The 26,764-nt window shown below is 55.2% G+C and carries 14 protein-coding genes; 7 read left to right on the forward strand and 7 right to left on the reverse strand.

Annotation, left to right across the window (positions count from 1 at the left end; all coding sequences use genetic code 11):
- Positions 1–27 precede the first annotated feature (27 nt).
- Both SCARR_RS03950 and SCARR_RS03955 read left to right on the forward strand, forming a co-directional pair.
- Positions 28–975 (forward strand): L,D-transpeptidase family protein, encoded by a 948-nt coding sequence (locus SCARR_RS03950; RefSeq protein WP_136060216.1) that lies wholly within the window; start codon positions 28–30, stop codon positions 973–975.
- 25 nt (positions 976–1,000) lie between these two features.
- Entirely contained in the window at positions 1,001–1,969 is a 969-nt protein-coding gene (locus SCARR_RS03955) for an acetyl-CoA carboxylase carboxyltransferase subunit alpha (protein ID WP_136060217.1), read from the forward strand.
- 78 nt (positions 1,970–2,047) lie between these two features.
- Here the strand turns inward: SCARR_RS03955 and folB are convergent, their stop codons facing one another.
- Complete coding sequence (gene folB / locus SCARR_RS03960; RefSeq protein ID WP_136060218.1) at positions 2,048–2,401, reverse strand: dihydroneopterin aldolase; 354 nt, start codon at positions 2,399–2,401, stop codon at positions 2,048–2,050.
- A gap of 54 nt (positions 2,402–2,455) precedes the next feature.
- Complete coding sequence (locus tag SCARR_RS03965) at positions 2,456–3,163, reverse strand: SDR family oxidoreductase (protein WP_136060219.1); 708 nt, start codon at positions 3,161–3,163, stop codon at positions 2,456–2,458.
- A gap of 177 nt (positions 3,164–3,340) precedes the next feature.
- Between SCARR_RS03965 and SCARR_RS03970 the strand changes: the two genes are divergently transcribed.
- From SCARR_RS03970 to SCARR_RS03990, 5 genes are all read left to right on the forward strand, one after another.
- On the forward strand, positions 3,341–9,250 hold the full coding sequence (locus SCARR_RS03970; protein ID WP_136060220.1) for a right-handed parallel beta-helix repeat-containing protein: 5,910 nt from the start codon (positions 3,341–3,343) through the stop codon (positions 9,248–9,250).
- Positions 9,251–9,630: 380 nt separating this feature from the next.
- On the forward strand, positions 9,631–15,594 hold the full coding sequence (locus SCARR_RS03975) for a NosD domain-containing protein (protein ID WP_136060221.1): 5,964 nt from the start codon (positions 9,631–9,633) through the stop codon (positions 15,592–15,594).
- Between the two features lie 58 nt (positions 15,595–15,652).
- Complete coding sequence (locus tag SCARR_RS03980; RefSeq protein ID WP_136060222.1) at positions 15,653–18,295, forward strand: hypothetical protein; 2,643 nt, start codon at positions 15,653–15,655, stop codon at positions 18,293–18,295.
- Positions 18,296–18,660: 365 nt separating this feature from the next.
- Complete coding sequence (locus SCARR_RS03985; RefSeq protein WP_136060223.1) at positions 18,661–19,485, forward strand: L-type lectin family protein; 825 nt, start codon at positions 18,661–18,663, stop codon at positions 19,483–19,485.
- 184 nt (positions 19,486–19,669) lie between these two features.
- A complete protein-coding gene (locus SCARR_RS03990) occupies positions 19,670–21,058 on the forward strand; it encodes an NfeD family protein (protein WP_136060224.1) in 1,389 nt (462 codons plus the stop codon).
- On the opposite strand, the gene SCARR_RS03995 is transcribed toward SCARR_RS03990, so the two are convergent.
- The 5 genes from SCARR_RS03995 to trpA all read right to left on the reverse strand — a co-directional run bounded on the left by SCARR_RS03995 (position 21,055) and on the right by trpA (position 26,415).
- Positions 21,055–22,005: a nucleotidyltransferase family protein gene (locus SCARR_RS03995; protein ID WP_136060225.1), complete on the reverse strand. Its 951-nt coding sequence runs from the start codon at positions 22,003–22,005 to the stop codon at positions 21,055–21,057. The two genes, SCARR_RS03990 and SCARR_RS03995, sit on opposite strands and share 4 nt — an antisense overlap.
- Before the next feature lie 113 nt (positions 22,006–22,118).
- Positions 22,119–23,753: a transcription termination factor Rho gene (gene rho / locus SCARR_RS04000; RefSeq protein WP_136060226.1), complete on the reverse strand. Its 1,635-nt coding sequence runs from the start codon at positions 23,751–23,753 to the stop codon at positions 22,119–22,121.
- A gap of 8 nt (positions 23,754–23,761) precedes the next feature.
- Complete coding sequence (gene coaE / locus SCARR_RS04005) at positions 23,762–24,373, reverse strand: dephospho-CoA kinase (RefSeq protein ID WP_136060227.1); 612 nt, start codon at positions 24,371–24,373, stop codon at positions 23,762–23,764.
- A 119-nt stretch (positions 24,374–24,492) separates the two neighbouring features.
- Positions 24,493–25,575 (reverse strand): mannose-1-phosphate guanylyltransferase, encoded by a 1,083-nt coding sequence (locus SCARR_RS04010; protein ID WP_136060228.1) that lies wholly within the window; start codon positions 25,573–25,575, stop codon positions 24,493–24,495.
- Positions 25,576–25,611: 36 nt separating this feature from the next.
- Positions 25,612–26,415 (reverse strand): tryptophan synthase subunit alpha, encoded by an 804-nt coding sequence (gene trpA / locus SCARR_RS04015; protein WP_136060229.1) that lies wholly within the window; start codon positions 26,413–26,415, stop codon positions 25,612–25,614.
- Between the last annotated feature and the right edge of the window lie 349 nt (positions 26,416–26,764).

A 26,764-nucleotide genomic window follows, 5' to 3' on the forward strand; every position in this document is an offset into this window, starting at 1 on the left:
CTGTTACAAACAAAGGCTTCACGAACTATGTCTAAACCAATTTATGCTGGGACCTACCAAAACCGCGGACGCGGGCGTTGGAAGGCCGTTTTTATATTTATCGTCCTCTTGCACCTCGCTGGTTTGGGCGTTTACCTCTTTTTCTCCAACGCGGATAAGCAAAAAAACACCGAAGCAACCGATGCGACGCAACCCGGCGCTCCTGCTCCGGCCGCTCCGGCGGGATTGGCTCCGCTGGCCCCCGCCCGTCCAATGCCGTCCCCCGAAACCCGGGCGCTGATTTCCGACGCACGCTCCGCCATGGATGCCGGACAGCTCGTTGACGCAAAAAACATGCTCGACCGGGCGGCGGCCGCTAATCCAACCCCCGAAGCAATCGAACTGCTTGGCGACATCAACATGCAGCTGCTGAAGTCGCCGATCATGATCCCGGGAAAAGAATACTACGTGATCCAGCCAGGGGACTACCTTCAGAAGATCGCCAAAAAATACCGTACCACCGTCTCCCTGCTGAAGGAAATGAACGGCCTAAAGACAGATACCATTCAAGCGGGCGCCCGCCTGCTGGCGTTTAATGGCGACATCACAATTCGGGTGTCCAAGACCCGCAACGAACTCGACCTCATATCGGGCGGGAAACTGTTCAAACGCTACTCGGTCGGCACCGGAAAGTTTGGAAAGACGCCTGCTGTGGAATTCAACATCGTGGATAAGATCATCGAGCCCCCGTGGACCCGCCCATCCGACAACAAGCAGGTTGAATACGGCGACCCGGAAAACGTACTCGGAACGCGCTGGATGAAAATCGTATCGACGGACCATCCTGAAATAACCGGCTTCGGCATCCACGGAACCTGGCAGCGCGACAGCATTGGCCAGCAGTCCAGCGCGGGTTGCATCCGCATGCTGAACGAAGATGTGGAGGAGCTGTTTGATCTGGTTCCCCGCAAAACAACCGTTATAATCACCGAATAATTTTTACGGACAAAGGAGCAACCCTATGAGCGCACAAATCACACTCCCCTTTGAAGAACCTGTTGCTGAACTTGAAACCAAACTCAAAGAACTTGAGGCGTTCAGCCAAGAGCAGGACATCGACGTCTCCCACGAGATCAAACGGATGCAGGAAAAAATTGAAGAGACCCGCATCCATATCTACACCAACCTTACCGCATGGCAAAAAGTGCAGGTGGCCCGCCATCCCGACCGCCCCTACACCATGGACTACATCAATGCCATGACGACCGACTTCGTCGAAATCCACGGCGACCGCATCCATCGCGACGACCGCGCCATCGTGGGCGGCTTCGCCAAGATCGACGGGCAGAAAGTCATGATCATTGGCTCCCAGAAAGGGCGCGACACCAAATCCAACGTCGAGTGCAACTTCGGTTGCGCGCATCCCGAAGGCTACCGCAAGGCGCTTCGCCTCATGAAGCTGGCCGATAAGTTCGGCGTGCCGATCATTACGCTCATCGACACCAAGGGCGCCTATGCCGGCCTCGAGTCCGAGGAACGCCACATTGCCGAAGCCATTGCCGTCAACCTGCGCGAAAGCTTCAACATCAAGGTGCCGATCATCTGCGTCATCATTGGCGAAGGCGGCAGCGGCGGTGCACTCGGCATTGGCATCGGGAACCGCATCCTGATTCTCGAGCACGCCTACTATTCCGTTATCTCTCCGGAAGGCTGCGCGGCCATTCTTTGGAAGGACCGCGCCTTTTCCGACAAAGCCGCCGAGGCGCTCAAGATTACCGGCTCTGATCTGATCAAACTTAATCTCGCCGACGAAGTCATTCCCGAGCCGAAGGGCGGCGCGCATGTCAATCACGCCGCCGCCTCAGCCAACCTCAAAGAAGCGGTGCTTAAACATCTGGCCGAACTCTCGGCGATGTCCGCCGAAGAAATCATGCAAGACCGCTACGATAAATTCCGCGCCATGGGCGAGTTCTCCGGATCGGTTGAGTAGAAAGAGAGAAAAGGTACGTAGTTCCGCCTTTAGGCGGCTGTTCCACAGAACCGCCTAAAGGCGGAACTACATACTTTCTCACGAACGCTTTCGCGTGATTTCCACTGCAGAGGCTTTGGCAAAGCGCAGCGCGCCGGGCTTGTCGATGGTTACAACCACCTGTTGCACCTTTTCATTCGCCAGCGCAATGTCGGCAATCTTTTCCGCCAGCGATTCGATCAGCTGAAACCCGCTGTTTTCAACCAATTTCAGGATCGCCTTCTTGATCGATTTGTAATCGACCGTGTCGTTGAGATCGTCCGAGCGCCCGGCCTTGCGGAGGTCGACATGCATTTCGACATTGATGACAATGTCCTGCTTCTCGCGCCGCTCTTCGGGATAGATGCCGATGATGCAGCGCAGGGCCAACTCGCGAATAAAAATCTTGTCCATGGTTCCTCCCAAAGCGGTGAGGTGCTTCGCTTCCCACCGCACTCCAAATTGTTTCTACACACCATTTCCTAAAAGATGCTGCCCGCCATCGACATAGATGATTTGTCCAGTGATGGAATCGGCCTGCAAAAGGAACAGGACGGCCTCCGCAATATTTGCTGGGGTTGGGAGACGGTCGAGCGGTATGTTTCCGGCCAGTTCGCGAAAGTCTTCGCCGGAGTTTCCTGGCGGCGGGAGAATCGGCCCCGGCGCAACCGCATTTACGCGGATCTTGGGCGCCAGCTCCAGCGCCGACAGCTTGGTCAGCTCTTCGAGCCCCTTCTTCGAAATGGAATACGGAAGACAGCTTGCGTCGTTGGCGCGGATGCGCCGGTCGAGCAGATTGATAACGGCCCCCTGCTCCGCCTGCGCGGCAAACTGGCGGGTCAGCTCCATAGGAGCAAACAGGTTCACGCTGAACTCGCGCTGCACCCGCTCGGGGGTGCTGCCTGCCAGACGGTCCTTCGTGAAAAGCGATGCATTGTTGATGAGAATATCCAGCGGCCCGGCCCGATCAATCAACTCCGAGCACTCTTCCAATGATTGGAGATTGGCCTGAACCGTATGCGGCGAAAGCGCCCGCGCCTCATCGGCCGAAGCGCAGTAGTGCACCACCACTTCGGCGCCCGCAGCCTGCAGCGCCTCGGTTATTGCTTTGCCAATGCGCACTGCACCGCCCGTCACCAATGCCCGTTTTCCTTCCAAAATCATGGCGCTATACATACGCACATTTTCCAGACATTGGAAGTTTTCGATACCCTTATTCTACCCACCCTTCAATCACGTACAGTTTTTGCACGCATTTCATTTGCCTGCATACATCCTTTTTGATTCTCTGTTTATGATTTTGAAATTCTTTTTCCGCCAAGTTGCACTAATGCCAGAAAAGAGGAACCGCGCATGAAAAAAAGAAGATTGATGGCCCTAGCCGTTGGAACACTTATCGCATTGGGAGCCATATTTGGCGCGGTCAGTCAGGTGCGAGCCGTAACGTATTATGTAGACTGGAACAATATGTCTCCGCTCCGCCCCTACACCAACTCCGTGAGCGGGGCCGCCCGCGTCATTGAAGTGGTATTGCCCTACGCGCAGGACGGCGACACCATTATCGTGAGACCCGCCACCTATCCGCAGACATCGACGACCGTGATTACTAAAAATCTTGATATTCGCAACGAAAATGGCTCGGAACCCGAACTTGTTATTTTCGACGGAGAGGGTCTCTACACCTGCTTTAACCTGGGCGATACCGACACCGTTCTTACCGGCTTCACGATCCGCAACGCAAAAACGGCGGGCATTCGATGCACGGGTTCCTCCCCCTTGATTTCGGATTGCATTATTGAAGACACGGCAGGCACCGGCATGGTCCTGGGGCAGGCTGAGCGCACGATTTTCAGGAACAACACAGGCGCAAGCAATGGCGGCGGCGCATACGGCACCATCGCCATCGACTGCAGTTTTATAAACAATCAGGCCACAAAGGGAGGTGGCGGTTACGGGGTGACGGCGACGGGATGCTCCTTCCAAAATAATGCCGCCAGCACGGACGGCGGCGGACTATACGACGGCACGGCCACCAACAGCCTGTTTGTAGGCAACTCCACCGGCGGAAGTGGCGGCGGGTTGCGTGCGTCGACGGCGGTTGGCTGTGCAATCAGCGGCAACAGCGCATTCAGCCACGGTGGGGGTCTTTATCAGTCCACTGCAACCCACTGCACCATCACCGAAAACACGGCCCGTATCGGCGGAGGGATGGGCGATGGCCAAGCCTATAATTCGATCCTCTGGAACAATTCCGTTACTGATCACAGCGCATCGATTGACGACACAGACATCTACTCCTGTTGCCTGCCGGACAATACGGACAACGGCAGCATCACCAACAACCCTCAGCTGATCTCTTTCTCACACCTCACCTCCACGTCGCCCTGTATGGGTGCAGGAGACCCCGCCTACGCCACGGCAACCGATATCGACGGCGACGCATGGCAAACACTGCCCGCCATCGGCTGCGACGAAGTTGAGACAGGAAGCACCGTTGGATGGATTCAACCCTACAATGATCTTTACCTGCTTGTTTCCGGAGAGCAGGAGATTTTATTTACAGCCTATGTTGACGGTCCTGTCACGCAGACCATTCTCGATTTTGGAGACGGCACAGCCATTACTAATTCAACGGACGCCGTTCATTCTCACAGCTGGGCCTTCGGCAGTAATTATCACGTAACCCTGACAGGCTATAACGACAGCTATCCCGACGGCCGATCCATTACCAACACCATTAATGTCCGCCGGGACTCAACCTCAACGATTTATGTATCCACTGCCGACGGCCTCGACACGAACGATGGCGACAGCTGGGCAACCGCCAAGAAGACCATCCAGTCCGGTATCGATGCGCAGGACTTTGCCGGCGGGCTCGTGCTGGTTTCCAACGGCACCTATTCGGTCAGCGACCAGATCGTCATTGATAAAGATATCCGCCTCGAAAGCCTGTATGGTTCCGAGCAGACAACCATTGAAGGCAATGCGCAGAATCGAATTTTCCATCTGGGGAATCAGCACTGTCGGGTTAACGGATTCACCATTCGCAATGGCCGAAGCTCTGATCCCTCCGGCGGCACCCAGGGAGGAACCATCTACTGCACCTCAAACGATCCGGTCGTCGAGGATTGCCTGATTACGAGCAACACCTCCGATGGCGGAGGCGCCATGTGGCGCGGCACGGCAACGAACTGCGTCTTCTCCTTTAATGATACCAGTGGAAACGGCCCCGGCGCCATGCAGGACGGTATTGCGATCGACTGCCGATTTGAAAATAATAAAGGCACTGGCGGCGGTGCCGGCGGCGGTGCCATGGGCGGCGGCGCGGCAACGCGCTGCATCTTCAAAAACAACACCAATGTCAATGCGGGCGGCGCCATGTATGGAGGCCAGGCCTACGACTGCCAGTTTATCGAAAACAGCTCCGACAACAGCGGGGGTGGCGCATACAACACCGATGCCGAAAACTGCGTTTTTAACGGGAACAAAGCCAACAGGCTAGGCGGCGGGATGTCGAGCGGGAGCGCCACACATTGCACCTTCACCGCCAACCGGGCGAGCACCGGCGGCGGCACCTACAACACCACGCTCGACCACAGCATTGTCTGGTTCAACGAAGCGCTTGAAGCATTCGACAACACAGCCTACGGAATAATCAGCAGCTCCTGCTCCCCCGATCTGGAACACGGCACAGACGGCAATATTACTAACATGCCCCAGCTCGTTTCAGCTTCACACATTAAGTTGAGCTCGCCCTGCGCGGGTTCGGGAAGCCGTTGGCTGACGACGCTAGACATCGACGGCGAACACTGGCGCTCGGTACCTGCCATCGGGTGCGACGAACCCGCTGATCCGCCAACCGGAGACGTTGCAATCAGCATCGTCGGCCCGGCCCAAATCCCCGCCGGTTTCAACGCATTTTATACCATCGATTTTCAAGGGGCCTTCGAGCAGGATCAAATCGACTTTGGCGACGGCTATACCGCCACCGGTTCCGGCATTATTCCTTTCGGCCATACGTGGGATACGCCGGGCACGTACAACATGATTTCCACCGTCTGGAACAACAACTATCAGGATACCTATTCCGTCACGAATCAGATCACCGTTTATGTTGCGGACTACAAGACGATTCATGTCAGCCCCTCTGGAGACGACAGCAAGAGTGGCCTCAGCTGGTCCGACGCCAAGCAGACCATCCAGGCCGCCATCGATGAACAGGAGCTGCACGGTGGACGCGTCGTGGTCAGCAACGGCGTCTACACGCTGACAGAAACCATCAGCATCGATAAAGAGATTCAACTGCTCAGTGCGAACGGCGCAGAATCAACCATCATTGATGGCGTTGATCTATACAGTCTCAATTATCAGCACTCCCGCATCATGGAAATCGGCGACAACCATAGCACGGTCGACGGATTCACCCTCCGCAATGCAAACTTCATATGGACGGGCGGAGCGGTCTTTTGCGACTACACGTTCTCCCCTATCCTTTCCAATTGTATTATTGCAGACAACCATGCAGGCACCGCAGGCGGCATGTGTTATGGCACTGTCATCGACTGCACCTTCTCCAACAACACCGCTACAACGGGTGCAGGACTCTATTTAGGCCACGCCACCCGATGCGAGTTTATTGCAAACACCGCCAGCGGCAGCGGCGGCGGCATGTATGCCGGAACGGCCGACCGCTGCACCTTCGTCGAAAACCGCACCTACAACACCATTTCATACGGCAATGGCGCCGGCATGAGCCACGGCATCGCCAACAACTGCACCTTCACCCGAAACGATTCCGACGGCTACGGAGGCGGCATAAATGAAGGCACCGCCAACGATTGCCTGTTCATCGAGAACGTAGCCGTCCATGGCGGCGGCATGCGCAACAGCGTGGCCAATCGGTGTTCTTTCTTCGAAAATTCAGCGGCAACCTCCGGTGGGGCCATTCATAATGGAACCGCCACCCGCTGCACCATCAGCGGAAACCGCGCTACTCTCGGGGGTGGCATGCATGGTGGCACCGCCTATGCCTGCGCGATCAACGGCAATATCGCCGACGATATCGGTGGCGGCACCCATTCCACCAAACTCTATAACTGCACCGTAACCGGCAACTCCGCCAGCGAAACCGGAGGCGTGCTCGGGCAGACCAAAAACTGCATTGTCTGGGGCAACACGGCCATCACCGGAAAGAACGATATCAACGACGAAAACATCTACCTCAACTATATCGTCAACACCTGCTCGCCCGATGCCCCGCACGGAACGGATGGGTGCATCACCAACAATCCTTTGCTGATCTCCAGCTCGCATATTGCGGCAAACTCCCCCTGCATCGGCAAAGGCGATGCGGCCGACGCAACAGGAACCGACCTCGACGGCGAAGTCTGGAACACGCCACCCGCCATGGGCTGCGATGAAATCGGCGAGACCCTCTCCGGCCCGATCGAAATGGCGCTCTTCGGCCCCTCGCCGATTGCTGTCTATGTCGAAGGAAACTATGCCGCCCTGTTTAACGGACAGGTCTCCAGGACCATCGTCGACTTTGGCGACGGCACCCGCATAACAAACGCAGTCGGCGTGCTCTCTCACTCATGGGCCGGGCCAAACTCCGCCGACTACGACGTCATCCTCACCGCCTTCAACGAAACTTATCCACAGGGGATTTCCTATACCCAAACCGTGGCGGTGGTAAACCGCGCGGATTCAGATATCTATGTGAAGCATTTCGGCAACGACACCGACGACGGAACCAGCTGGGCCTCCGCCAAGCAAACCATTCAGGCCGGAGTCGATGCCCAGAATATTTACGGTGGCCGCGTGCTGATCGATGCCAGCACCTACGCCATCACTGAAACCATCAACGTAAACAAAGCAGTTCATTTGAAGGGCGACAACGATGATATCATCGGAACACTGACGATTCCCGTGATTGATGCGGGCGGCAGCAACCGATGCTTCCAGCTCGGCTATAGTGCTTGCGTGCTCGAAAACCTCGTCATCCAAAATGGCGAGTTCTCCTCTGGCTATGGCGGCGGAATCTATTGCCAAAACGGCGCACCGCGTATCACCTATTCCACCATCACCGATTGCACCGCCTACTACGGCGGCGGCATCTACAAAGGAACGGTCGAAAACTGCACCTTGGCCAATAACATCGCGACCTCCCAAGGCGGTGCGGCGTATCAAAGCACACTGGAAGGTTCTACCCTCAGTGGCAACACCGCCCAATATGGCGGGGGGCTCTACGACGGTACGTTGACCGGCTGCACCCTTTCCAACAACACCGCCACCACCCAGGGCGGTGCAGCCTATGACAGCACGGTCATCTTTTCCACCATCAGCAGCAACGCCGCGCCCTCCGGCGGAGGACTGGCCAACTGCATGGCCGACCGTTGCGACATCAGCACCAACAGAGCCACGGCCAACGGTGGAGGAATGTATCTTGGCACCGCTCACAACTGCACGATCCATTATAATTCCTCCACCCAATATGGGGGAGGAACGTACAACACCGCGCTCCGCAACTGCACCGTCGTCGAGAATGGTGCCGACACCGGAGGCGGAAGCTACGCTGGCTCTGTCTATAACTCCATTATCTGGAGCAACTTTGCCTGGACTGCCAACATTGATCTACGAGGTGTAACGGCTAAAAACACGTGCAGTCCGGATCTCATCCACGGGCAAAATGGAAACATCACCAACGCGCCGCTGTTTATTGCCCTTGCACCGGATTGGCTGATCCGCGGAAGCGACTATTATCTCGATCCTTTCTCGCCCTGCATCAACGCCGGCGACAACAGCTATGTTGAAACCGACCTCGACTTCAATGGATGGGACCGCATCCAGCACGGTACCGTCGAGATGGGCGCGATTGAAGGATGGGTCAGCAATGGCGATTATGATGCCGATGGACTTGATGACGGTTGGGAACTGGAATACTTCGGTGGCATTACCAACGCTGTGGCGGATGCGCACTCCGACTCCGACATCTTCAACAACCTTGAAGAGTCCATTGCCGGAACCGACCCGCTCGATGGCTTGGATTATCTTCACATTACGGAACAGCAGATGACCAACGATAGCGTAATCATACGCTGGGAAGCTAAAAAAGGCCGCGCCTACGATGTGGCCTGGGCCGAAACGCTGACCAATGAATATGATTTCATCGGGTTCAATCTCTACTACCCCATCGACAGCTATGCCGACACCAACCACTTCGACAAAGCCAGCGGCTTCTACAAAATCAGAGTGAAAAACTAGGTGGCTGCGTAGCGGCCTTGAACCGCAGAATATCGAACAAGGAAAGACGAAAATGTTTTGGAGTACGGAGGCAACCGAAGGGCGACTCCGTTTTCCCAGGCATTGGAAACGCCGCCCGTGTCTGGTGAAACAGAAGGGTTCGAAAAAATAAGTCGGCGCGTGAAGTTTTTAAAAATTATTATGTCCATAATTATTATGTCGAGCTCCGAGCATTCTTCCAGTCTCTGGAAGTTTTAAGAGCCCTTATTTTGACTACGCTTCAATCACCTGCATTATTATAGGTATTTTGTTTGCGCGCCTTCACCCATTATGATCAGCTAGGAGTGAGTTTTTTACTCTTTCGAATACTACCCAAAGCATCACAAACAGGGGAAAAGCGCATGAAAAGCAGCAGACTGATATCCTTCATTTTTAGAGCAACTATCGCCTTGGGAGCCACATTGGGTTCCGTCACTCAGGCAAGAAATTTGTTTGTTGATGTAAACTCAAGCGCGGCATCGGTTTTTCCGTATACCGATGAGGCTTCTCCAGCAAAGAATATTCAAGACGCGGTTGATGCAACCATCGATGGCGATTTGGTTTGGGTATCCCCGGGAACCTATCTGCCCACCTCCGAAATATTGGTCACCAATGCCATTCAGATCCTCAGTTATTATACCTATCTCGGCGACACGGGCGTTCGGACAACAATCGTCGATGGGCAAAACGAGCGGCGTTGCTTTAACCTGAGCAACAGCGATTGCTCGATCTCCGGGCTGACCATTCAAAACGGAAGTTCGAACAGTGGCGGCGGGGTCTATTGTTCCGACAACATCCCATCCATTACAGACTGCATCTTTGAGGGCAATACGGCCACGTACAGCCTCGGCGGCGGCGGCGGCTTATACAAAGGCACCGCAACGGGTTGCACATTTACGTCGAACTCGGCCGCCAGCGGCGGCGGGGCGAAAGAGTCGAAGCTCTTTAACTGTACGCTCACTGAAAATGAGGCCTCCTCCGGCGGTGGTCTTTATAAGGGTAGTGCCACCGACTGCATCATCAAAAATAATGAAGCCCAAACCGGCGGCGCTTTCTATTATGTTGACGCCACCAACTGCATCGTGGCCGACAACGTTGCGCAAGTTCATGGGGGCGGGCTATTTGGTGGTTCCGCTATCGGTTGTGCTATTTTCGGGAATACCGCATTGGATCAAGGCGGCGGAAGCGCGTATGCAACGCTCACGCAGTGCACGGTCACCGATAACGCGGCGGACAAGGGTGGCGGAACCTCGGGCGGACAGCTCAACAATTCCATCATTTGGAACAATCGGGCGAACGCCTATGCGAATGTCTCCAGCTCTCAGGGCTTTTTTTCCTGTTACCCTGAAGCCACGCCCGAATACAACGGCTGCATCACGAACAACCCGCAATTGGTCTCCTCCTCTCATATTTCATTCACATCTCCATGCCTGGGTGCGGGCGATGGGACCTATGCCATCGGAACAGACATTGATGGACAAACATGGAAGGACGCCCCGACGATGGGTTGCGACGAAGTGTATGCCAACTTTGTATCAGGACAAATCATTCCCACGCTCGAAACCCCCGAGCTGGTCATCGTCAACGAAACCATCACGATCAACGCCCTCGTCGAGGGGGCGGTAACCGAAACCGTGCTCGATTTCGGCGATGGCACCTTCTTGACCAATCCAATATGCAGCTCCATGTCTCATTCATGGTCAACGGGCAACTATAACGTCATTCTCACCGGCTATAACGACACTCATCCAGAGGGCATTGCTGTAACCAACCTCGTGTTAGCGCGAAGCGATGAATACAACACGATTTATGTTTCAGCACAGACGGGCAGCGACTTTAGCTCAGGGGAGAGCTGGGCAGAAGCAAAACAAACCATTCAAGGCGGCGTTGATGCACAGGACGCTGCTCGGGGACTCGTTTTAGTCAGTAACGGCACCTATTCGGTCACGACCGAAATCATCGTGGATAAAGAGATCCGTATTCAAAGCCTGAACGGTTCCGATGTCACCACCATTCAAGGCGACCGTTTTTATCTAAACAACCAGCACTGCCTGGTGGAAGGATTCACCATCCGGGACGCGAGCGGCGGCGCCATCTATTGCTCCGGCCTGAACCCCATCGTTTCCAACTGCATCATCACCGAAAATAGCAGTGGCGGATCCGGCGGCGGGGTGATGTGGCGCGGAACGGCCAACAGCTGCACCTTTACCAACAACACCGGCAGAAATGGTCCGGGAGGCATGCAGGACGGCATCGCCAACGACTGTTTGTTTATAAACAACGTTAGCGCAAATATTGGCGGCGGCGGAATGCGCGGCGGCATCGCCAATCGGTGCATCTTTAAAGGAAACAAAGCCATCTACGGCGGCGGCGCGCGGGATACCGAAGCCAACGACTGCCAATTTCTCTTCAATGAAACGATTCCAGACTATCGAGGCGACACCGCTCCTGGGGGCGGTATGTATTCCGGCACGGCCAATAATTGCGTCTTCCGGGGCAACAAGTCGCTGGAAAGCGGCGGTGGCGCCTACGGCACGATCGCCACCCATTGCACCTTTACGGCCAACCTCGCGGCCACCACCGGCGGAGGTCTGTATAACGGAACGGCCAACAACTGCATTCTTTGGTACAATACCGCGCTGATATCCGACGATAACATCGCGGCATCCACCGCCAACTATTCCTGCGCCCCGGAACTGACCCACGGAACCGACGGCAACATTACCAACATGCCTCAGCTGGTATCCGCCTCCCATATTTCCGCCGCCTCGCCCTGTGTTAACGGCGGCAGCGCGGCCTACTCCACCAGCGCCGCCGACATCGACGGCGATCCCTGGCAAACCCCGCCCGCCATGGGTTGCGACCAACCGGCCTACCCGCCCGTTGGCGCACCCACAATTACTATCGTCGGACCGACCCATGTCGCCACCTATTTCACGGCCTTTTATACGATCGATATCCAAGGCGCGATCGAGCGCGATCTGCTCGATTTTGGGGATGGGTTTACTGCAATCAATACTGCGGTGATTCCAATCTCCCACACGTGGACGGTTCCGGGAACCTACAACATGGTCGTCACGGGTTGGAACGACTATAATAGCGCCAGCTATTCGGTCACCAACGTCATTGAAGTTTCCAACCAAAACGACACCGCAATTCACGTGGCCCCCAACGGGGACGACGACTCCGTTGGAACAACCTGGTCTACCGCCAAGCAGACCATCCAGGCCGGCATCGATGCGCAAGATCAAACGGGAGGCCTGGTCCTCGTCTCCAACGGGGTCTACACCCTTACCGAAACGATCCAAATCGATAAAGAGATCCGGTTGAGCAGCGTAAACGGAGCCGCAACAACCATCATTGATGGCGGTTCAATCAATACATACACAGGAATCACCTGCATAGAGATCGCAGACAACCACACCACCGTGTCCGACTTTACCGTTCGCAACGGATACGACAGCACCAGTTTGAATGGATATTTGGGCGGCGGAATCTTCTGCGACCATTCCTTATCTCCGCAAATCCACAACTGCATCTTCCTGAACAACCAGGCCTCTCAAGGCGCGGGCATGGCCTACGGCACCGCCATCGACTGCGTCTTTTCCAACAACATATCAGCCACTGGAGAGGGCGGCGGCCTTTATATTGGTAACGCCGACCGATGCCGGTTTGTCGGCAATATCGCCCGCAATGCCGGTGGAGGCATGTATGCCGGAACCGCCAACGATTGCACCTTTACCGAAAACAAAAACGACTCTGCCGGTTCCGTCTATGGCAATGGCGCAGGCATGAGCCTCGGCACCGCCAATCGATGCACCTTCACGCACAACGATTCCAATGGCTATGGCGGTGGCATGAATGAAGGCACCGCCAACGATTGTGTTTTCTTCGGCAACGCTTCGGTTAATGGAGGCGGCGGCATGAGAAAAGGAACCGCCACCGACTGCACCTTCGTCGGAAATTCGACCGGAAAGAACGGCGGAGGCTTCGACTACACCACCGCCACCCGCTGCACCCTCAGCGGAAATCATGCTGCGCTCGGCGGCGGCACGTATTCCGGCAGCGCGACTGCCTGCGCCATCAGTGGAAATACCGCCGACGATATCGGCGGAGGCACCCACTCCACCACACTTTTCAACTGCACCGTCACTGGCAATTCGGCCAGCGAGGTCGGTGGGGTGTATAGAGGATCGCCTAAAAACTGCATTATCTGGGGCAACACCGCCTCCTTCGGCATGAACGATTTTGACGATGGCAGTTCTTACTATAACTATATCTACAACACCTGCTCGCCCGATGCCCCGTACGGAATTCATGGGTGCATCACCAACAATCCGTTGCTGGTCTCCAGCTCGCACATTGCGGCAAACTCCCCTTGCATCGGAAAAGGCGATGCGGCGTACGCAACCGGAACCGACCTCGACGGCGAAGCGTGGAACACCTTGCCCGCCATGGGGTGCGATGAAATCGGCGCGTTCCTCTCCGGCCCGATCGAAATGGCATTCTTCGGTCCCTCGCCAATTGTCATCAATACCGTAGGAAACTATACCGCCCTGTTCAACGGACCCGTTTCCAAAACCATCGTCGACTTTACCGACGGCACCCGCGTCACAAATGCGATAGGCGTTCTGCCCCACGCATGGTCGGGCCCGAACTCCGCCAGCCACGACGTCATCCTCACCGCCTTTAACGAAACCTACCCGCAAGGAGCCTCCTATACCCAGGCCGTGGAAGTCGTAAACTGCGATGATTCGGATATTCACGTTCACAGCTCGGGAGACGACCTTGCCGACGGGAAAAGCTGGGCGACAGCGAAACAAACGATTCAGGCCGGGGTGGATGCCCAGAATATTTATGGAGGCCGCGTCTTGGTGGATGGAAATACCTACTCCATTTCGGAAGCGATTGAGATCAACAAGCCGATCTACCTGAAAGGCTATGATTATGATTCCGCCGACGGCGCGATTCCGATCATCGATGGGGGCGGCAACAACCGTTGCTTTATGCTCGGCGTCCACGCATGCATCCTCGAAAACTTCATCATTCAAAACGGGGAGGATTCCGGCAACAACGGGGGAGGCATCTATTGCGAAAACGGCGCACCGCGCATCACCTATTCCACCATCAGCAACTGCATCGCCTACAACGGCGCCGGCATCTACAAAGGAACGGTTGAACACTGCACGCTGGAAAATAACACCGCGACCTCCCTCGGCGGAGCGGCGTATTTTACTACAGTGGAAGATTCGACCCTCATAGGCAACAACGCCCAATATGGCGGGGGACTCCATAGCGGCACATTGACGGGTTGCACCCTTTCCAACAACACCGCCACCACCTATGGCGGCGGTGCCTACAACTGCCGGGTGATCGTTTCCACCATCAGCAGCAATACCGCGCCATCGGGTGGCGGGCTATACCAGAGCATCGCCGACCGTTGCCACATCAGCCACAACCAGGCAACGGGCTATGCGGGTGGAGGAATCTATAGCGGCACCGCCCAGAACTGCACCATCGCACATAATCAGGCGGAACAAAATGGCGGCGGAAGCTTCGGCACCGAGCTTCGCAACTGCACCGTCGCGGAAAATCATGCCGATGCGGGAGGAGGAGTCCGCGGCGGCACCATCTACAACTCCATTGTCTGGAACAATACGGCGACGACCGAAGGGAATAACCTGCTGTATGGAACCTTCAAAAATTCGTGCAGCCCAGACCTACTCCACGGGCAAAACGGAAACATTACCAATGCCCCGCTGTTTCTTTCCCTTTCACCGAATCCCCTGCACCGCGGAAGCGATTATTTTCTGGGCAACTATTCCCCCTGCCTCAATGCGGGCGATAACAGCACGGTTGAAACCGACCTCGATTTCAACGACTGGGAACGCATCCGCTACGGCACTGTCGATATGGGCGCCATCGAAATGGATTTCTACGCCTCCGATAGCGATGGCGATGACATGCGCGACGGCTGGGAACTTGAACACTTTGGCGGCGTCACCAACGCCGTTGCGGATGCGGATGCCGACGCGGATGTCTTCGACAACTATTCCGAATACATCGCCGGAACCGACCCGAACGACGGCACCTCCTACCTGCGCGTCACACAATGCGACGTGGAGGAAGACGGAGCCAACGTCTGGATCACACTGAAGTGGGAGCCCTCTGTGGAAGGCCGCGCCTACGCGGTTCAGTGGAGCACCAACCTCGTCAACGGCTTCCAGGATCGCATCCTATACTTACCGTATCCCGACGACCAGATCACCTTCGGCAACGACCTGCCCGAATCGTTCTATAAAATCAAGGTCTGGATTGAGGACTAGCCAACACCACCGTCGAGTGAATAAGTATTTAAAAGCAAATCAACAAGGAGATAGTGTCATGAAAAAGAAGCATCTAGTTCTTATTGCAATAGCCATGGCCAATGCCGTGTGGGCGGTCGATTTATCGGTTTCGCCAACCCATATGGACTGGACGGACCAGGGCTTTGTGAACCTGTCCGCATCGAACGTGACCGCCGGGGCGGAGGTCGAACTTTCGATCTTCGTGGATCTGAACGGGGATGGAACCCTCGATGCTGCCGAGCCGCTTGCGCTCCAGTTCAATCTGGAGGATGGCACCACGAACGCCTTCGGTGCGGAAACCTTCATGGACGACAACGATGGAGCCATCAACGGCGCCATCGAGAGTGCAATCTCCTTCTACGGAAAAAACTATCTGCATTCGATCGGCGATTATATCTTGCAGGCGGTTGAGCTGGATGGAACCGGCGCTCCCGTTGCAAGCAACTCGACGCCCTTCTCCGTAACCCAATCGGCCTCCCCCATTTGGATTACCGGAGAGGTCCGCGACGTTGTAACCTCAAATACCATTGCCGGTGCGTACGTGGAGCTCCAATATTTTTCGGATACCACCGGTGCTGCCCCCAGCACTTGGTCCGATGAAAACGGCGCCTTTTCCCTGTATATCCCCGGCGGGGTTTCCTCCAACGATGTTCTTGGTGCGTCTGCAGCGGCTCCGGGATATATGTTCACCGCCGAATCGCCCGAAGGAGCCCCCCTCTCTTTAGCAATTTTTTCCAATGGACTCAGCACCGGCGCCAACAACCTGATGCGCCCGCTTTTTGTGGTCCCCGCGATTCCTGCCTACGACTTGGCGGACATCACGGGCACCGTATACCTGATTGAACCGGCCGATGGCGGCGGCGATGAAACCAACGTTCTCGCCGGTGCCGTTGTTGAAGGTGAATACCCAAGCTTTGACGACGATGGCGATGATGCGTTCTCGATCGATATTTCTGATGCAGACGGAAGCTTTTCGCTGGTTTTACCCGTTGCAGAAAATCCGTGGGATGCCCTGACGATCAGTTGTGCCAATTCGTTCCTGACGATGCGGGGGCTGGTGGCGACCAATAATAGCATTTTACTCGAGGGAGCAACCAACCTCAACCTCTACTGCCAACCTGCAGAAGCACTCATTCGCGGAACGGTAACCAACCAGGCGACGGGCCTCCCCATCGTCGGCATGGAGGTCAACCTCTCAGGCAACGAGACGGTTGTGGCTTACACGGTCGGTAACGGGATGTACGAAGCGGGGGTGTTGGCTAGCTCCTATGGTGTTCAATGCAACGAAGATGCCCTTGCAAAGCAACACTACGTTTATATCCATGCAGGGTATCAGTATCTAGGAGATATTTATACTGGGGAGGTTCGAAACGAACAGGATTTGGCCTATGAACAAGGGTTTCTGATTTCAGGGCACGTCTATACCGAAAGCGGATCTCCCCTCGCCGGCGGAAAAGCCATCTTGGTCGCCCCAGCCCCTGACGGCGGGAGCTGGGAAGAACGATGGGACAGCAGCACTGTAGCCTTCGACGGGCATTACACCCTGCTCTCTTCCGCTGGAATATGGAATGTCCGAACGGAGAACTCACAAGGCAGCTGGATCGACCTCTACTACACCAACTGCCTGGTTGCAAACCGCGCAGCGGCCACTCCGATTGACGTGAATGCCCCCGTGAGCGGAATCGACTTCTATCTCGAAGAAGGCGCGCGCCTTCAAGGCATTGTCTTAACCGCGGACTCCTTCCCGGCAGGCTATGTTCAAATCAGTGCGTTTCGCATAAACGGATCGGGGGAGTTAGAGTTTGTCGGCTCTGGGTATACAGATTGGGAAGCAGGAGCTTTTGATTTTGTGGTTCCGGGTGGAAGCGACCTCTATCTGCGCGCAGATAGCGATGGGTGGCAAACCCCCGACACCTGGCTCGGGGATGTTGGATCACACAATCTGGTCAAGCCGATTCATCCAGAGGTTGGAAGCACCGAAACCGACCTAGACATTCAAATCCTTGCAGGATACCAAGTTGAATTTACGGCACAGGATCAAGTCGATGGATCGGCACTTTCCGACCTAACGGTTGCTGCGTTCGATTCCTTCACGAATCAATATGGAACCGCGGTCTATCAATGGGGGGCCTGGAATATTTTTGTCCCCACTAATACCCCGCTCTCCTTCTTTGCCGGAGCATCAGGATATGAAGGGGAATTCATGACCAATACCTATGATCTCGCCGAGGCCAGCTATTTCCAGCGCTCAGCCAATGAATATCTTCCACTCAATTTCATCCTGCATTCTTCCACGGCAGACAAGGACGAGGACGGGCTGCCCGACTATTTGGAAGACTCCGTGCCCGACAATCAATATAAGCCGGAAGACTATTCAAATATGAAGGATCCCACTTCAGACGGAGACCAATTCAACGATCTCGAAGAATATATCGCCGGAACCAATCCACGAAACTCAAGCAGTCTCTTCGAGATTGAAGAGACCGTGTCAGGCTCAGGTTTTGAATTGCGCTGGGATTCCGTTCCAGGTCGCGAATACACCGTGCGGGTCTCCACAGACCTCGCCAGCGGAATCTGGAGCAACATCTACACCGTCGTGGCCGCAGGCCCCGAAACCAGCTATGCCCCCGTGACAACCAACGCAAACAACGCCTATCGGGTACAGGTCGTCATACCGTAGAAAAAACAAGATTATAAAACAAAAAGCCGAGGTTAATCACCTCGGCTTTTTGCATGCCATGTTCATCGCGGGAACGGTAAAGACGGTCACCAGCAGATGAAGCAGACCACGAATCCTGCTTCCCATCGGCCACGTTTTTTTACCGTATGGCAGGCAACACCTGCATGGATTCATCCCTCTTCCAACCCTTGAAAACCGGTTTTCAAAGGTTGAAAAACCCATAAAAAAACGGACGAAAAACCGAACCCGAAAAACCGGACAGATATTTTTATGCACTGACAGATTGCAACCGAAAAAAGGAACGCTACAATGCCGCACTTATTCAGCAATAGAGACGCGTTTTTTTAATGCAAACGGACGAAAACATGAAGTCGAAAAAAACAAGCAATTCTCTCGGGAAAAGCCTTGGCATATGGATCTTCTTTACCGTAGCGAGTGTTGCCAGCTCGCAAGCTGACGTCATCAATGGCGGGCTAACCCTCTCCGGAGAAGGAGATTCTTTCGATTATATGGAAGAACATATTTCCACATCCGATGGATTTACCATCGGCTTCGACCTCTCAACCTGGGGCCCCTCTTATATGATGGACGGTTTCGCAATCGCTCTTTTTGATGCAGAAACCGCTGTTCCAGCCATCGGAGGTTTCGGAGGATCCCTTGGTTATGCCAACCGTACAAACATTGAAGGCTTAGCAGGTGGCGTACTAGGCATAGGTTTCGATGCACATGGTAATTATTCCGACGATAACGAAGACCGGAATGGGGGTGTTGACCGCACCATAAACTCGATTGCCCTACGCGGTTCCATGGGAGACACGCGATACGATGGGTACGAATACATCGACGGAACCGGTTCGCTCGATGATTTCATGAACAACAACCAGGCCGATTCCAAAGCCGACGCACTCACTCATTCCGTACGAATTATCGTTACGACCAATGAACTTGTTTCGGTTGAATGGAAGGAGACCGGAGCAAAAGAGTGGACAACATTACTCGATGAGGTTGATGCATCTGCGCAAATGACCCTGTCCGAGGAAGTAAAGCTTGGTGTCACAAGCAGTCGAAACAGTGCGATGAATATCGAAATCAGCAACCTTTCGGTGAGCATTCCTGAACCTGCCGCACTCTCGATGATCTGTGGCATGGGTGGAGTTTTCCTGATTATTCGGCGAACATTTATAAAGTAGACTCTTGGCCGGGCCGCCTACAGTCCACTGTCCGGGGAACGCCGTCCAGCAGGCAAAACCGGAGCCTGATTCCCTTCGGGAAGCTTACCGTAATGCAAACGCATATTTTCCAACCATTGGAAGATTTGCCTTTCTTTTTTCCAAGGTTTGGAAATGATGGTACGGACTAACGGGAGAGTCGCCCATGTTTCGCAAAATACTGTTCGCCCTTTTGACCACGCTGGTGCTCAGTAACGCACACGCGCAAGAAACAAACACCACGCAGCTGGTCTACATTATCCCGATCAAGAAAACGATCGAGCCCGCCCTGCTTTACGTCGTCCGGCGCGGCGTCGATGAAGCCGTGCGCAACGATGCCGACGCCATCATTTTTGAAATGGATACGCCCGGCGGCGCCGTCAACGCCGCCGAGGGCATTATTTCGGTCATCACCAAAACCGATATTCCCACCTATACCTTTGTAGAAAACGATGCCTATTCCGCCGGCGCCATCATTGCTCTGGCCACCCCGAACATTTACATGGCACCCGGCAGCGTTATCGGAGCGGCTACCCCGATGATGATGACGCCGATGGGCGGCGTGCAGGAAATGCCTGAGGCCGTTGAGGAAAAAATGACTTCGGCCGTGGCCGCCATGGTCCGCTCCGCCGCCGAACAAGGCGGGCACGACCCTCAGCTGGCCGAGGCCATGGTTCGGGCTGACATGGAATACAGCGTCAACGGCAAGGTGATCAGCAAGGAAGGCCGTCTGCTGACACTCACCAACGAAGAGGCCCAGCAGCTCGTCGGCGAAGACCAGCACCCGCTGCTTTCCAAAGGCACCGTGAAAGATATTGACGCCTTGTTGGAAACCATCGGACTGCCCAACGCCGAAAAGCGCACATTGCGCGTAACCGCCGCCGAACGCATCGCCCGCCTGATTGCCGGCATTGCGCCAATCCTGATGATTATCGGCCTCGGCGGACTTTGGCTGGAGTTCAAAACGCCGGGCTTCGGCATTTTCGGCATCGCAGGGATTTCCTGTTTGCTGCTGTTTTTCTTCGGCCACCATATTGCAGGTCTGGCCGGCATGGAGGATGTACTGCTGTTTTTCCTTGGTATCATCCTGCTTGCGGTCGAAATATTCATCACGCCGGGCTTTGGCTTTATGGGCTTCAGCGGGCTGCTGCTGATCTTCATCTCGTTCATCAGCGCCATGAGCGAACACATGCCCGGAAAATGGCAGCCGATTTCATTCGAGCCCGAAACCTTTACCCTGCCCTTCCTGAAAGTGGTGCTCTCCTTTATCGGCTCCATTGCCTTGGTGGCGATTGTAGGCAAGTTCGTGCCCCAAACCCGAATGTTCCAAAGCCTGACGCTAGACTCGGTCTCGCCCGACATCGAGGATCACGAGGAGCTGGTTGGGCAAGAAGGCGTCGCCCGTTCTGATCTGCGCCCCGGCGGTACGGCCTATTTTAACGACCGGAAAATCGATGTAGTTACTTATGGGGATTACATTCCGCGGCAAACCCCCATCCGCATCGTCGAAGTCCACGGCAACCGCATCATCGTCGAAGACATTTCGCTCGGCTAGGGTTTGAGCATCGATTGATACTCCACCCACTCGTCGTAGCGCTCTTCGATGACCGCTAGATCCTTTTCGTTGTCGGCGTCCAGCGCTGCGCCGCCAAAGTGCGTGTAGACCACCTGAACCCGCGCGCCCAGCGCGTTGCCGATTCCTTCCGCCAGCCGGTTGAAGCAAATGAGCGACCGTACCCGGTCGGAAAGCTTCGGGTGGCCGTGCCGGTCATAGTAGAGCGAAAGCTGTAGCACGATGAAGACCCGCAGCCCCTTGATCAGCCTCCAGCCCGCAAACAGCAACGAAAAGAACATGCACAAAATATTGGCCGTGCGGGTTTGGTACCGCCATTCATACATCTTTTCAATGTAGTCGAGATGATCAAAGGCGAGCGGCTTTCCGATATGCAGGTTGTTGTGGCGCAGCAGATCTTCCTTTACATGGAAATAAATCATCTGGATGCCCGGCTTCCCGCCGGATGAATGATAGTGCGACAACACTTTTTCAGAAGTGACTCCAATGGAATAGTCGTACTCATGCATGTTGGTGCGTTCAATAAACTCGTCCACCTCTGCAGGCGTCAGGAGCGGGATGTCGCACGGGGCAACAAGAGCCGGAATGCGTTCATGATCCGTACCCTTCAAGCTCCAAAAATCCACGTCGTCTGACTGCCCCAACGCCGCCACATAGCCGGCCTTGAAGTTTTCAATCATGTTGTCGCGCTGCTCCACCACCCGCACATAATCCATGCCGTGCAGTTCGAGCGCTTCCTTGATGCGGTTCGCCGGCCCGACAACGACCGTATCGCCCACCTGCCCGGCTTGCTGCAGCGCCCGCAAGACATGAATAAAAAGAGGCGCACCGTTGAGTTCGAAAAACGCCTTGTTGTCGCTGTGCAGCTCAATACTGGCCCGGCGGTCGCCGGCCAAAACAATGGCATTCATCTTTAAAGCATTCTGCATACTGCCCCCGTTGTTCGAAAGGCATGATAGATGGCTCAGGCGTCGCTGTCAAAAGCACATAAAAAAAAAGAGCAGCCGTGCGGGCCGCTCTTTTCAAACCGGATGGAATCCTTCTATTTATTTCCCTGCAGGGTCATCAGGAACTCTAGGTTGGTGCCGGTTTTTTTCAGCCGATTGATGAGTAGCTCCATCGCTTCGACCTGCGGCACATCCTTGAGCGCCTTGCGGAGCGTCCAGATGCGATGCAGCTCATCGGGATGCAGCAGCAGCTCTTCTTTGCGGGTGCCGGAGCGTTCGATGTTGATCGCCGGATAGATGCGCTTGTTCACCAGCTCGCGGTCGAGGCCTAGCTCCATGTTGCCGGTGCCCTTGAACTCCTCGAAGATTACCTCGTCCATGCGGCTGCCGGTATCCACCAGCGCCGTGGCAATGATGCTCAAGCTTCCACCGTTTTCGATATTGCGGGCCGCGCCGAAGAAGCGCTTGGGCTTGTGCAGGGCGTTGGAGTCGACACCGCCGGACAGAATCTTGCCGCTGTGTGGCGACGTGGTGTTGTAGGCGCGCGCCAAACGGGTGATTGAATCAAGCAGGATGATGACATCCTTGCCCTGCTCCACCAGACGTTTCGACATTTCGATCACGATTTCGGCCACCTGCGTGTGCCGTTCCGGCGGTTCGTCGAAGGTTGAGGCCAGCACTTCCGCCTGGGTGTTGCGGCGCATGTCCGTTACTTCCTCGGGGCGTTCGTCGATCAGCAGGATGATCAGCTTTGCTTCCGGATTGTTCTTCGAGATGCTGTTAGCCATTTTCTGCATCAGCACCGTTTTACCCGTGCGGGGCGGCGCCACAATCAGACCGCGCTGGCCTTTGCCGATCGGCGTGACGATGTCCATGACGCGCATGGAAATTTCCTTCGGATCGGTTTCCATCACGAGGCGCTGGTCCGGAAAGAGCGGCGTCAGGTTTTCGAACGGTACGCGCTTGCGCGCCATTTCAGGATCTTCCTTGTTGATCTGATCGACGCGAAGCAACGCGAAAAAGCGTTCCTTTTCTTTCGGCGAACGGATGGAACCGGTCACATAGTCGCCGGTGCGGATGCCGAAGCGGCGGATCTGCGATGGGGAAACATAGATGTCGTCCGGCGCGGGCTGGTAGCTGTTGAGCGGCGACCGCAGGAAGCCAAAGCCATCGGGCAGGATCTCCAACACGCCACGCCCAAGCAAGGGGCCGCCTCGACGGCCGTGCAGTTTGAGGAGTTCGAAAATGAGTTGATGCTTACCGAAGCCGTCATACTCCTGCATGCCGTATTCTTCCGCCAGCGCCTTGATGTCGTTGATTGATGTACCCTGCATTTCGTGCAGAGAAAGTGGAGGCAGGTTATCGATGTTTGCCGGAGGCTGGTCGCGCTCGCGGCGATTATTATTGTTGTTCTTATTGCGGTTTTTCTTGCCGTGTTTTTGATGGCCGCGGTCGCGTTGCGGTCTTTCGGGTTGAGTAGAGCCCCCCTGCCCGGCCGCTGGAGTTTGGCCATCGGTGGAGGGAGCGGTTGCCGGCGCGACGTTGGCTGATTCGGCGGAAGCGACTGTCGGCGCGACGTTGGCTGATTCGACGGGAGTCTTAGCAACCTCCTTCTTTGCCACGGCTTTCTTTTTCGATGCCTTTTTTCGTGCCGGTTTTTTTTTCGGCGGGGCTTCTGTCTGCTCAACGGCTACGACTGGTGGTACAACAACTTCGTTTTCTTCACTCATATTTACCTTTACCTACTAATGGCCTGCACTGTTTTTTGCACGGCCAATTCAAGCTCTTCCAGCGTTCCATCGTTTGGAACAACATGATCCGCAAGCCTTTCCTTTTCAGCCAGCGGCATTTGGGAATGAACCCTTTTTTCTGATTCCTCGCGACTCAATCCGCGCTGCTCCAACCGTTGGACGACATCCGCTTCACGACTGGAAACACACAGGATTGAATTCCATCCAAGATCCTGCATCCCGCTTTCGAAAAGCAGAGGAAGAAGCACCGCGGACCGTCGTCCTTCGGCTTGCATTTGCTCAATCCATTCCGCCAAAGCATGCCGGACTGCCGGATGAACCAGACCGTTCAGGATTTCTCGCTGTTCGGGATGTTCAAATACAATATGCCCAAGGGCTGGACGCAATATCTCTCCTTCTTCCGATAGAATGCCTGAACCAAAATGATCCACCACCTTTTGGAATGCCAGAGCCCCTTTCGCCATCAGATTGTGCGCCACAACATCTGCATCGCACACAGAAAAACCCATTTCGCCGAGAATCCGACCCACTTCTGATTTTCCGCAAGCAATGCCGCCGGTCACTCCGAGAATCATTGCATTGCGTCCAGTATTCGGCATGAAAAGCTGAAATTAAAAACTGAGTTAGGAATTATTGGGAGACTATCAGGGATGTTCCGTTCTGAAACTTGGGAATGTTTTAGGTGGTTTCGCCCGCAATGTCAACACCGGGCAATGCATTAAAGTACGCCGTCGTACCCGCCCTTTTCCCGCAGCGCCACCACCATTTGCTTGATGTCCTGCGCGCGGTCTTTCGGGCAGACCAGCGTTACGCCTTCGGCCTGCACGACCACCAGGTCCTTGACGCCAATCACCGCCGTAAGCCGATCCTTTGAGAGCACAATGTTGCCCGAGGCGTCCAGCGTCTCCACAATTCCAATCTTGGTGTTGCCGTTGCCGTCTTGATCAAAGTGGCCTTCAAGCGCCGGCCACGAGCCGACGTCGTCCCAGGCAAAGGTGCCGCACGCCATCATAATATTGGCGGCCTTTTCCATCAGGGCATAGTCGATGGAGATTTTCCCCAAGTCAGGATAGGTCGCGTCCATGCCTTCAACGATTTTCCCGTCCTTAGCGAAGCCGGCCAGCGTGTCCATCAGCTCCAGCATTTCCGGGCAGTGCGCGCCAAAAGCTTTTTCCAACGACGCAACGGACCAGATGAACATGCCGGAGTTCCAGTAAAACTTGCCGGAGGCCACATACTCGGCGGCGGTGGCTTCATCAGGTTTTTCCACAAAGCGAACCGCCTTGCGGAACTCGACGTTTTCCTGGATTTGAAAGGTTTCGCCCGATTCGATGTAGCCAAAGCCCGTGCTCGGAGAAACCGGTTCAATGCCGATGGTGACCAAAATATCGTTCTGTTCGGCGAGATCCATGCCTCCTTTGATGGTGGCGGAAAAGATATCTAGATCCCCCATCACCTGGTCGGCGGTCAGCACGGCAAACACGCCGTTTTCATCCTTGGCTTTGACCAGCGCCCCGCCGCAGGCTACTGCCGCGGCGGTGTCGCGCCCGATCGGCTCGCCCACGATGTTTTCAGGCGGGAGCTGCGGCGCGGCTTCGCGGGTGGCGTCAACCAGCTCGGCGTTCGTCACCACAAAAACGTTTTCTGGCGGCACGATGCCGTCAAGGCGGTCAACCGCCTGCGCGATCAGCGGCTTGTCGCCGACGAGTGCCAGCAGCTGCTTTGGATGCTTCGATGTGCTCAGCGGCCAAAACCGCTCCCCTTTTCCACCAGCCATGATTACTGCGTAACGTCCGCCCATCTATCTCTCTCCTTGAGCCTGTTCAATCAATTTTGCCTAAACTGTTTTCACCGCATCAACCATTTGCTTAACGATTGCGGTCGCGGCCGCGCGGCCCTCGGGCGTATGCGGGCTGTTGTGGAATGCGTTTACAATGGCGCTTCCGACCACAACCCCGTCGGCCAATTTTGCGGCGCCGCGCGCCTGTTCCGGCGTGCCGATGCCGAATCCGAGCGCCACCGGCGCGTCCGACTGGTCCCTGATCCGCTGCACCAGCGCCCCGGCGCCTTCGGCCAGCTTGTCCTGCACCCCGGTCACCCCTTCGCGCGAAACGCAATAGATGAAACCATTGGCGCGCTTCACAATCTTGCCGATGCGTTCATCAGGCGTGGTGGGTGTTACGAGCTGAATAGCGTTGAGCGAGTTTTCCGTTAGCGATTTGCGGTACGGCCCCGCCTCCTCTAAAGGAAGATCGAGCAGCAGGAAGCCGTCGATGCCCGCTTGCGCCGCCGCCGTTATGGAGTTTTCATAGCCACGCGAAAGCAACGGGTTCATATAGGCGTAGAAAATCATCGGGATTTCGCTGCGCTCGCGGATCTGCGCGATGCAGTCCATGACCCCGTCAAAAGTTGATCCGGCATCCAGCGCCCGCGTGGCCGCCTCTTGGTTGACTCGCCCGTCGGCAAGCGGATCCGAAAAAGGCAGGCCCAGCTCGATCAGGTCGACGCCGGCATCCTCCAGGCGCAACACGATGTCGACGGTGTCGGCAAGGTTGGGATCTCCGGCGGAAAGATAAGCAATGAAGGCCTTTTCGCCTTTTTTCATCAATTCCGCAAATTTTTGGTCAACTCTGGTTTTCATAATAGATGTTCCTGCAATTGAAAATTAAGCAACGGATCTTACGTAATTTTCTCGCCATTGGAAGCGCTGGAACAAAGATATTTGCAGGACAACGGAAAACTTTAGCGCGTTCATTCAGCAGACGGCTCTACAAAATTACACGCGAATGGAAAGCTTTGTGTTATAGGTTTAAGAAAGAATGCGGTATTTGCCCGAACGGCTGGACACCCAAAATGGACCAATGTATGTTTCATACAATTTTGAGCGGTAATTCTACAAGACAATGAGTTGAATCGCGTATATCTTATAACGCTTAAATACAAGGAATGACTCCCTTGCATTCCACATGGAATCGAGGATGTTTTTTATT

The organism is Pontiella sulfatireligans (genome assembly GCF_900890705.1).
In the GTDB taxonomy this organism is placed as follows: domain Bacteria; phylum Verrucomicrobiota; class Kiritimatiellia; order Kiritimatiellales; family Pontiellaceae; genus Pontiella; species Pontiella sulfatireligans.

Excerpts from the sequence above, each read along its gene's own strand:
- SCARR_RS03950 (WP_136060216.1), top strand. The coding sequence starts at position 28 with ATGTCTAAACCAATTTATGCTGGGACCTACCAAAACCGCGGACGCGGG.
- SCARR_RS03955 (WP_136060217.1), top strand. The coding sequence starts at position 1,001 with ATGAGCGCACAAATCACACTCCCCTTTGAAGAACCTGTTGCTGAACTT.
- folB (WP_136060218.1), bottom strand. The coding sequence starts at position 2,401 with ATGGACAAGATTTTTATTCGCGAGTTGGCCCTGCGCTGCATCATCGGC.
- SCARR_RS03965 (WP_136060219.1), bottom strand. The coding sequence starts at position 3,163 with ATGTATAGCGCCATGATTTTGGAAGGAAAACGGGCATTGGTGACGGGC.
- SCARR_RS03970 (WP_136060220.1), top strand. The coding sequence starts at position 3,341 with ATGAAAAAAAGAAGATTGATGGCCCTAGCCGTTGGAACACTTATCGCA.
- SCARR_RS03975 (WP_136060221.1), top strand. The coding sequence starts at position 9,631 with ATGAAAAGCAGCAGACTGATATCCTTCATTTTTAGAGCAACTATCGCC.
- SCARR_RS03980 (WP_136060222.1), top strand. The coding sequence starts at position 15,653 with ATGAAAAAGAAGCATCTAGTTCTTATTGCAATAGCCATGGCCAATGCC.
- SCARR_RS03985 (WP_136060223.1), top strand. The coding sequence starts at position 18,661 with ATGAAGTCGAAAAAAACAAGCAATTCTCTCGGGAAAAGCCTTGGCATA.
- SCARR_RS03990 (WP_136060224.1), top strand. The coding sequence starts at position 19,670 with ATGTTTCGCAAAATACTGTTCGCCCTTTTGACCACGCTGGTGCTCAGT.
- SCARR_RS03995 (WP_136060225.1), bottom strand. The coding sequence starts at position 22,005 with ATGCAGAATGCTTTAAAGATGAATGCCATTGTTTTGGCCGGCGACCGC.
- rho (WP_136060226.1), bottom strand. The coding sequence starts at position 23,753 with ATGAGTGAAGAAAACGAAGTTGTTGTACCACCAGTCGTAGCCGTTGAG.
- coaE (WP_136060227.1), bottom strand. The coding sequence starts at position 24,373 with ATGCCGAATACTGGACGCAATGCAATGATTCTCGGAGTGACCGGCGGC.
- SCARR_RS04010 (WP_136060228.1), bottom strand. The coding sequence starts at position 25,575 with ATGGGCGGACGTTACGCAGTAATCATGGCTGGTGGAAAAGGGGAGCGG.
- trpA (WP_136060229.1), bottom strand. The coding sequence starts at position 26,415 with ATGAAAACCAGAGTTGACCAAAAATTTGCGGAATTGATGAAAAAAGGC.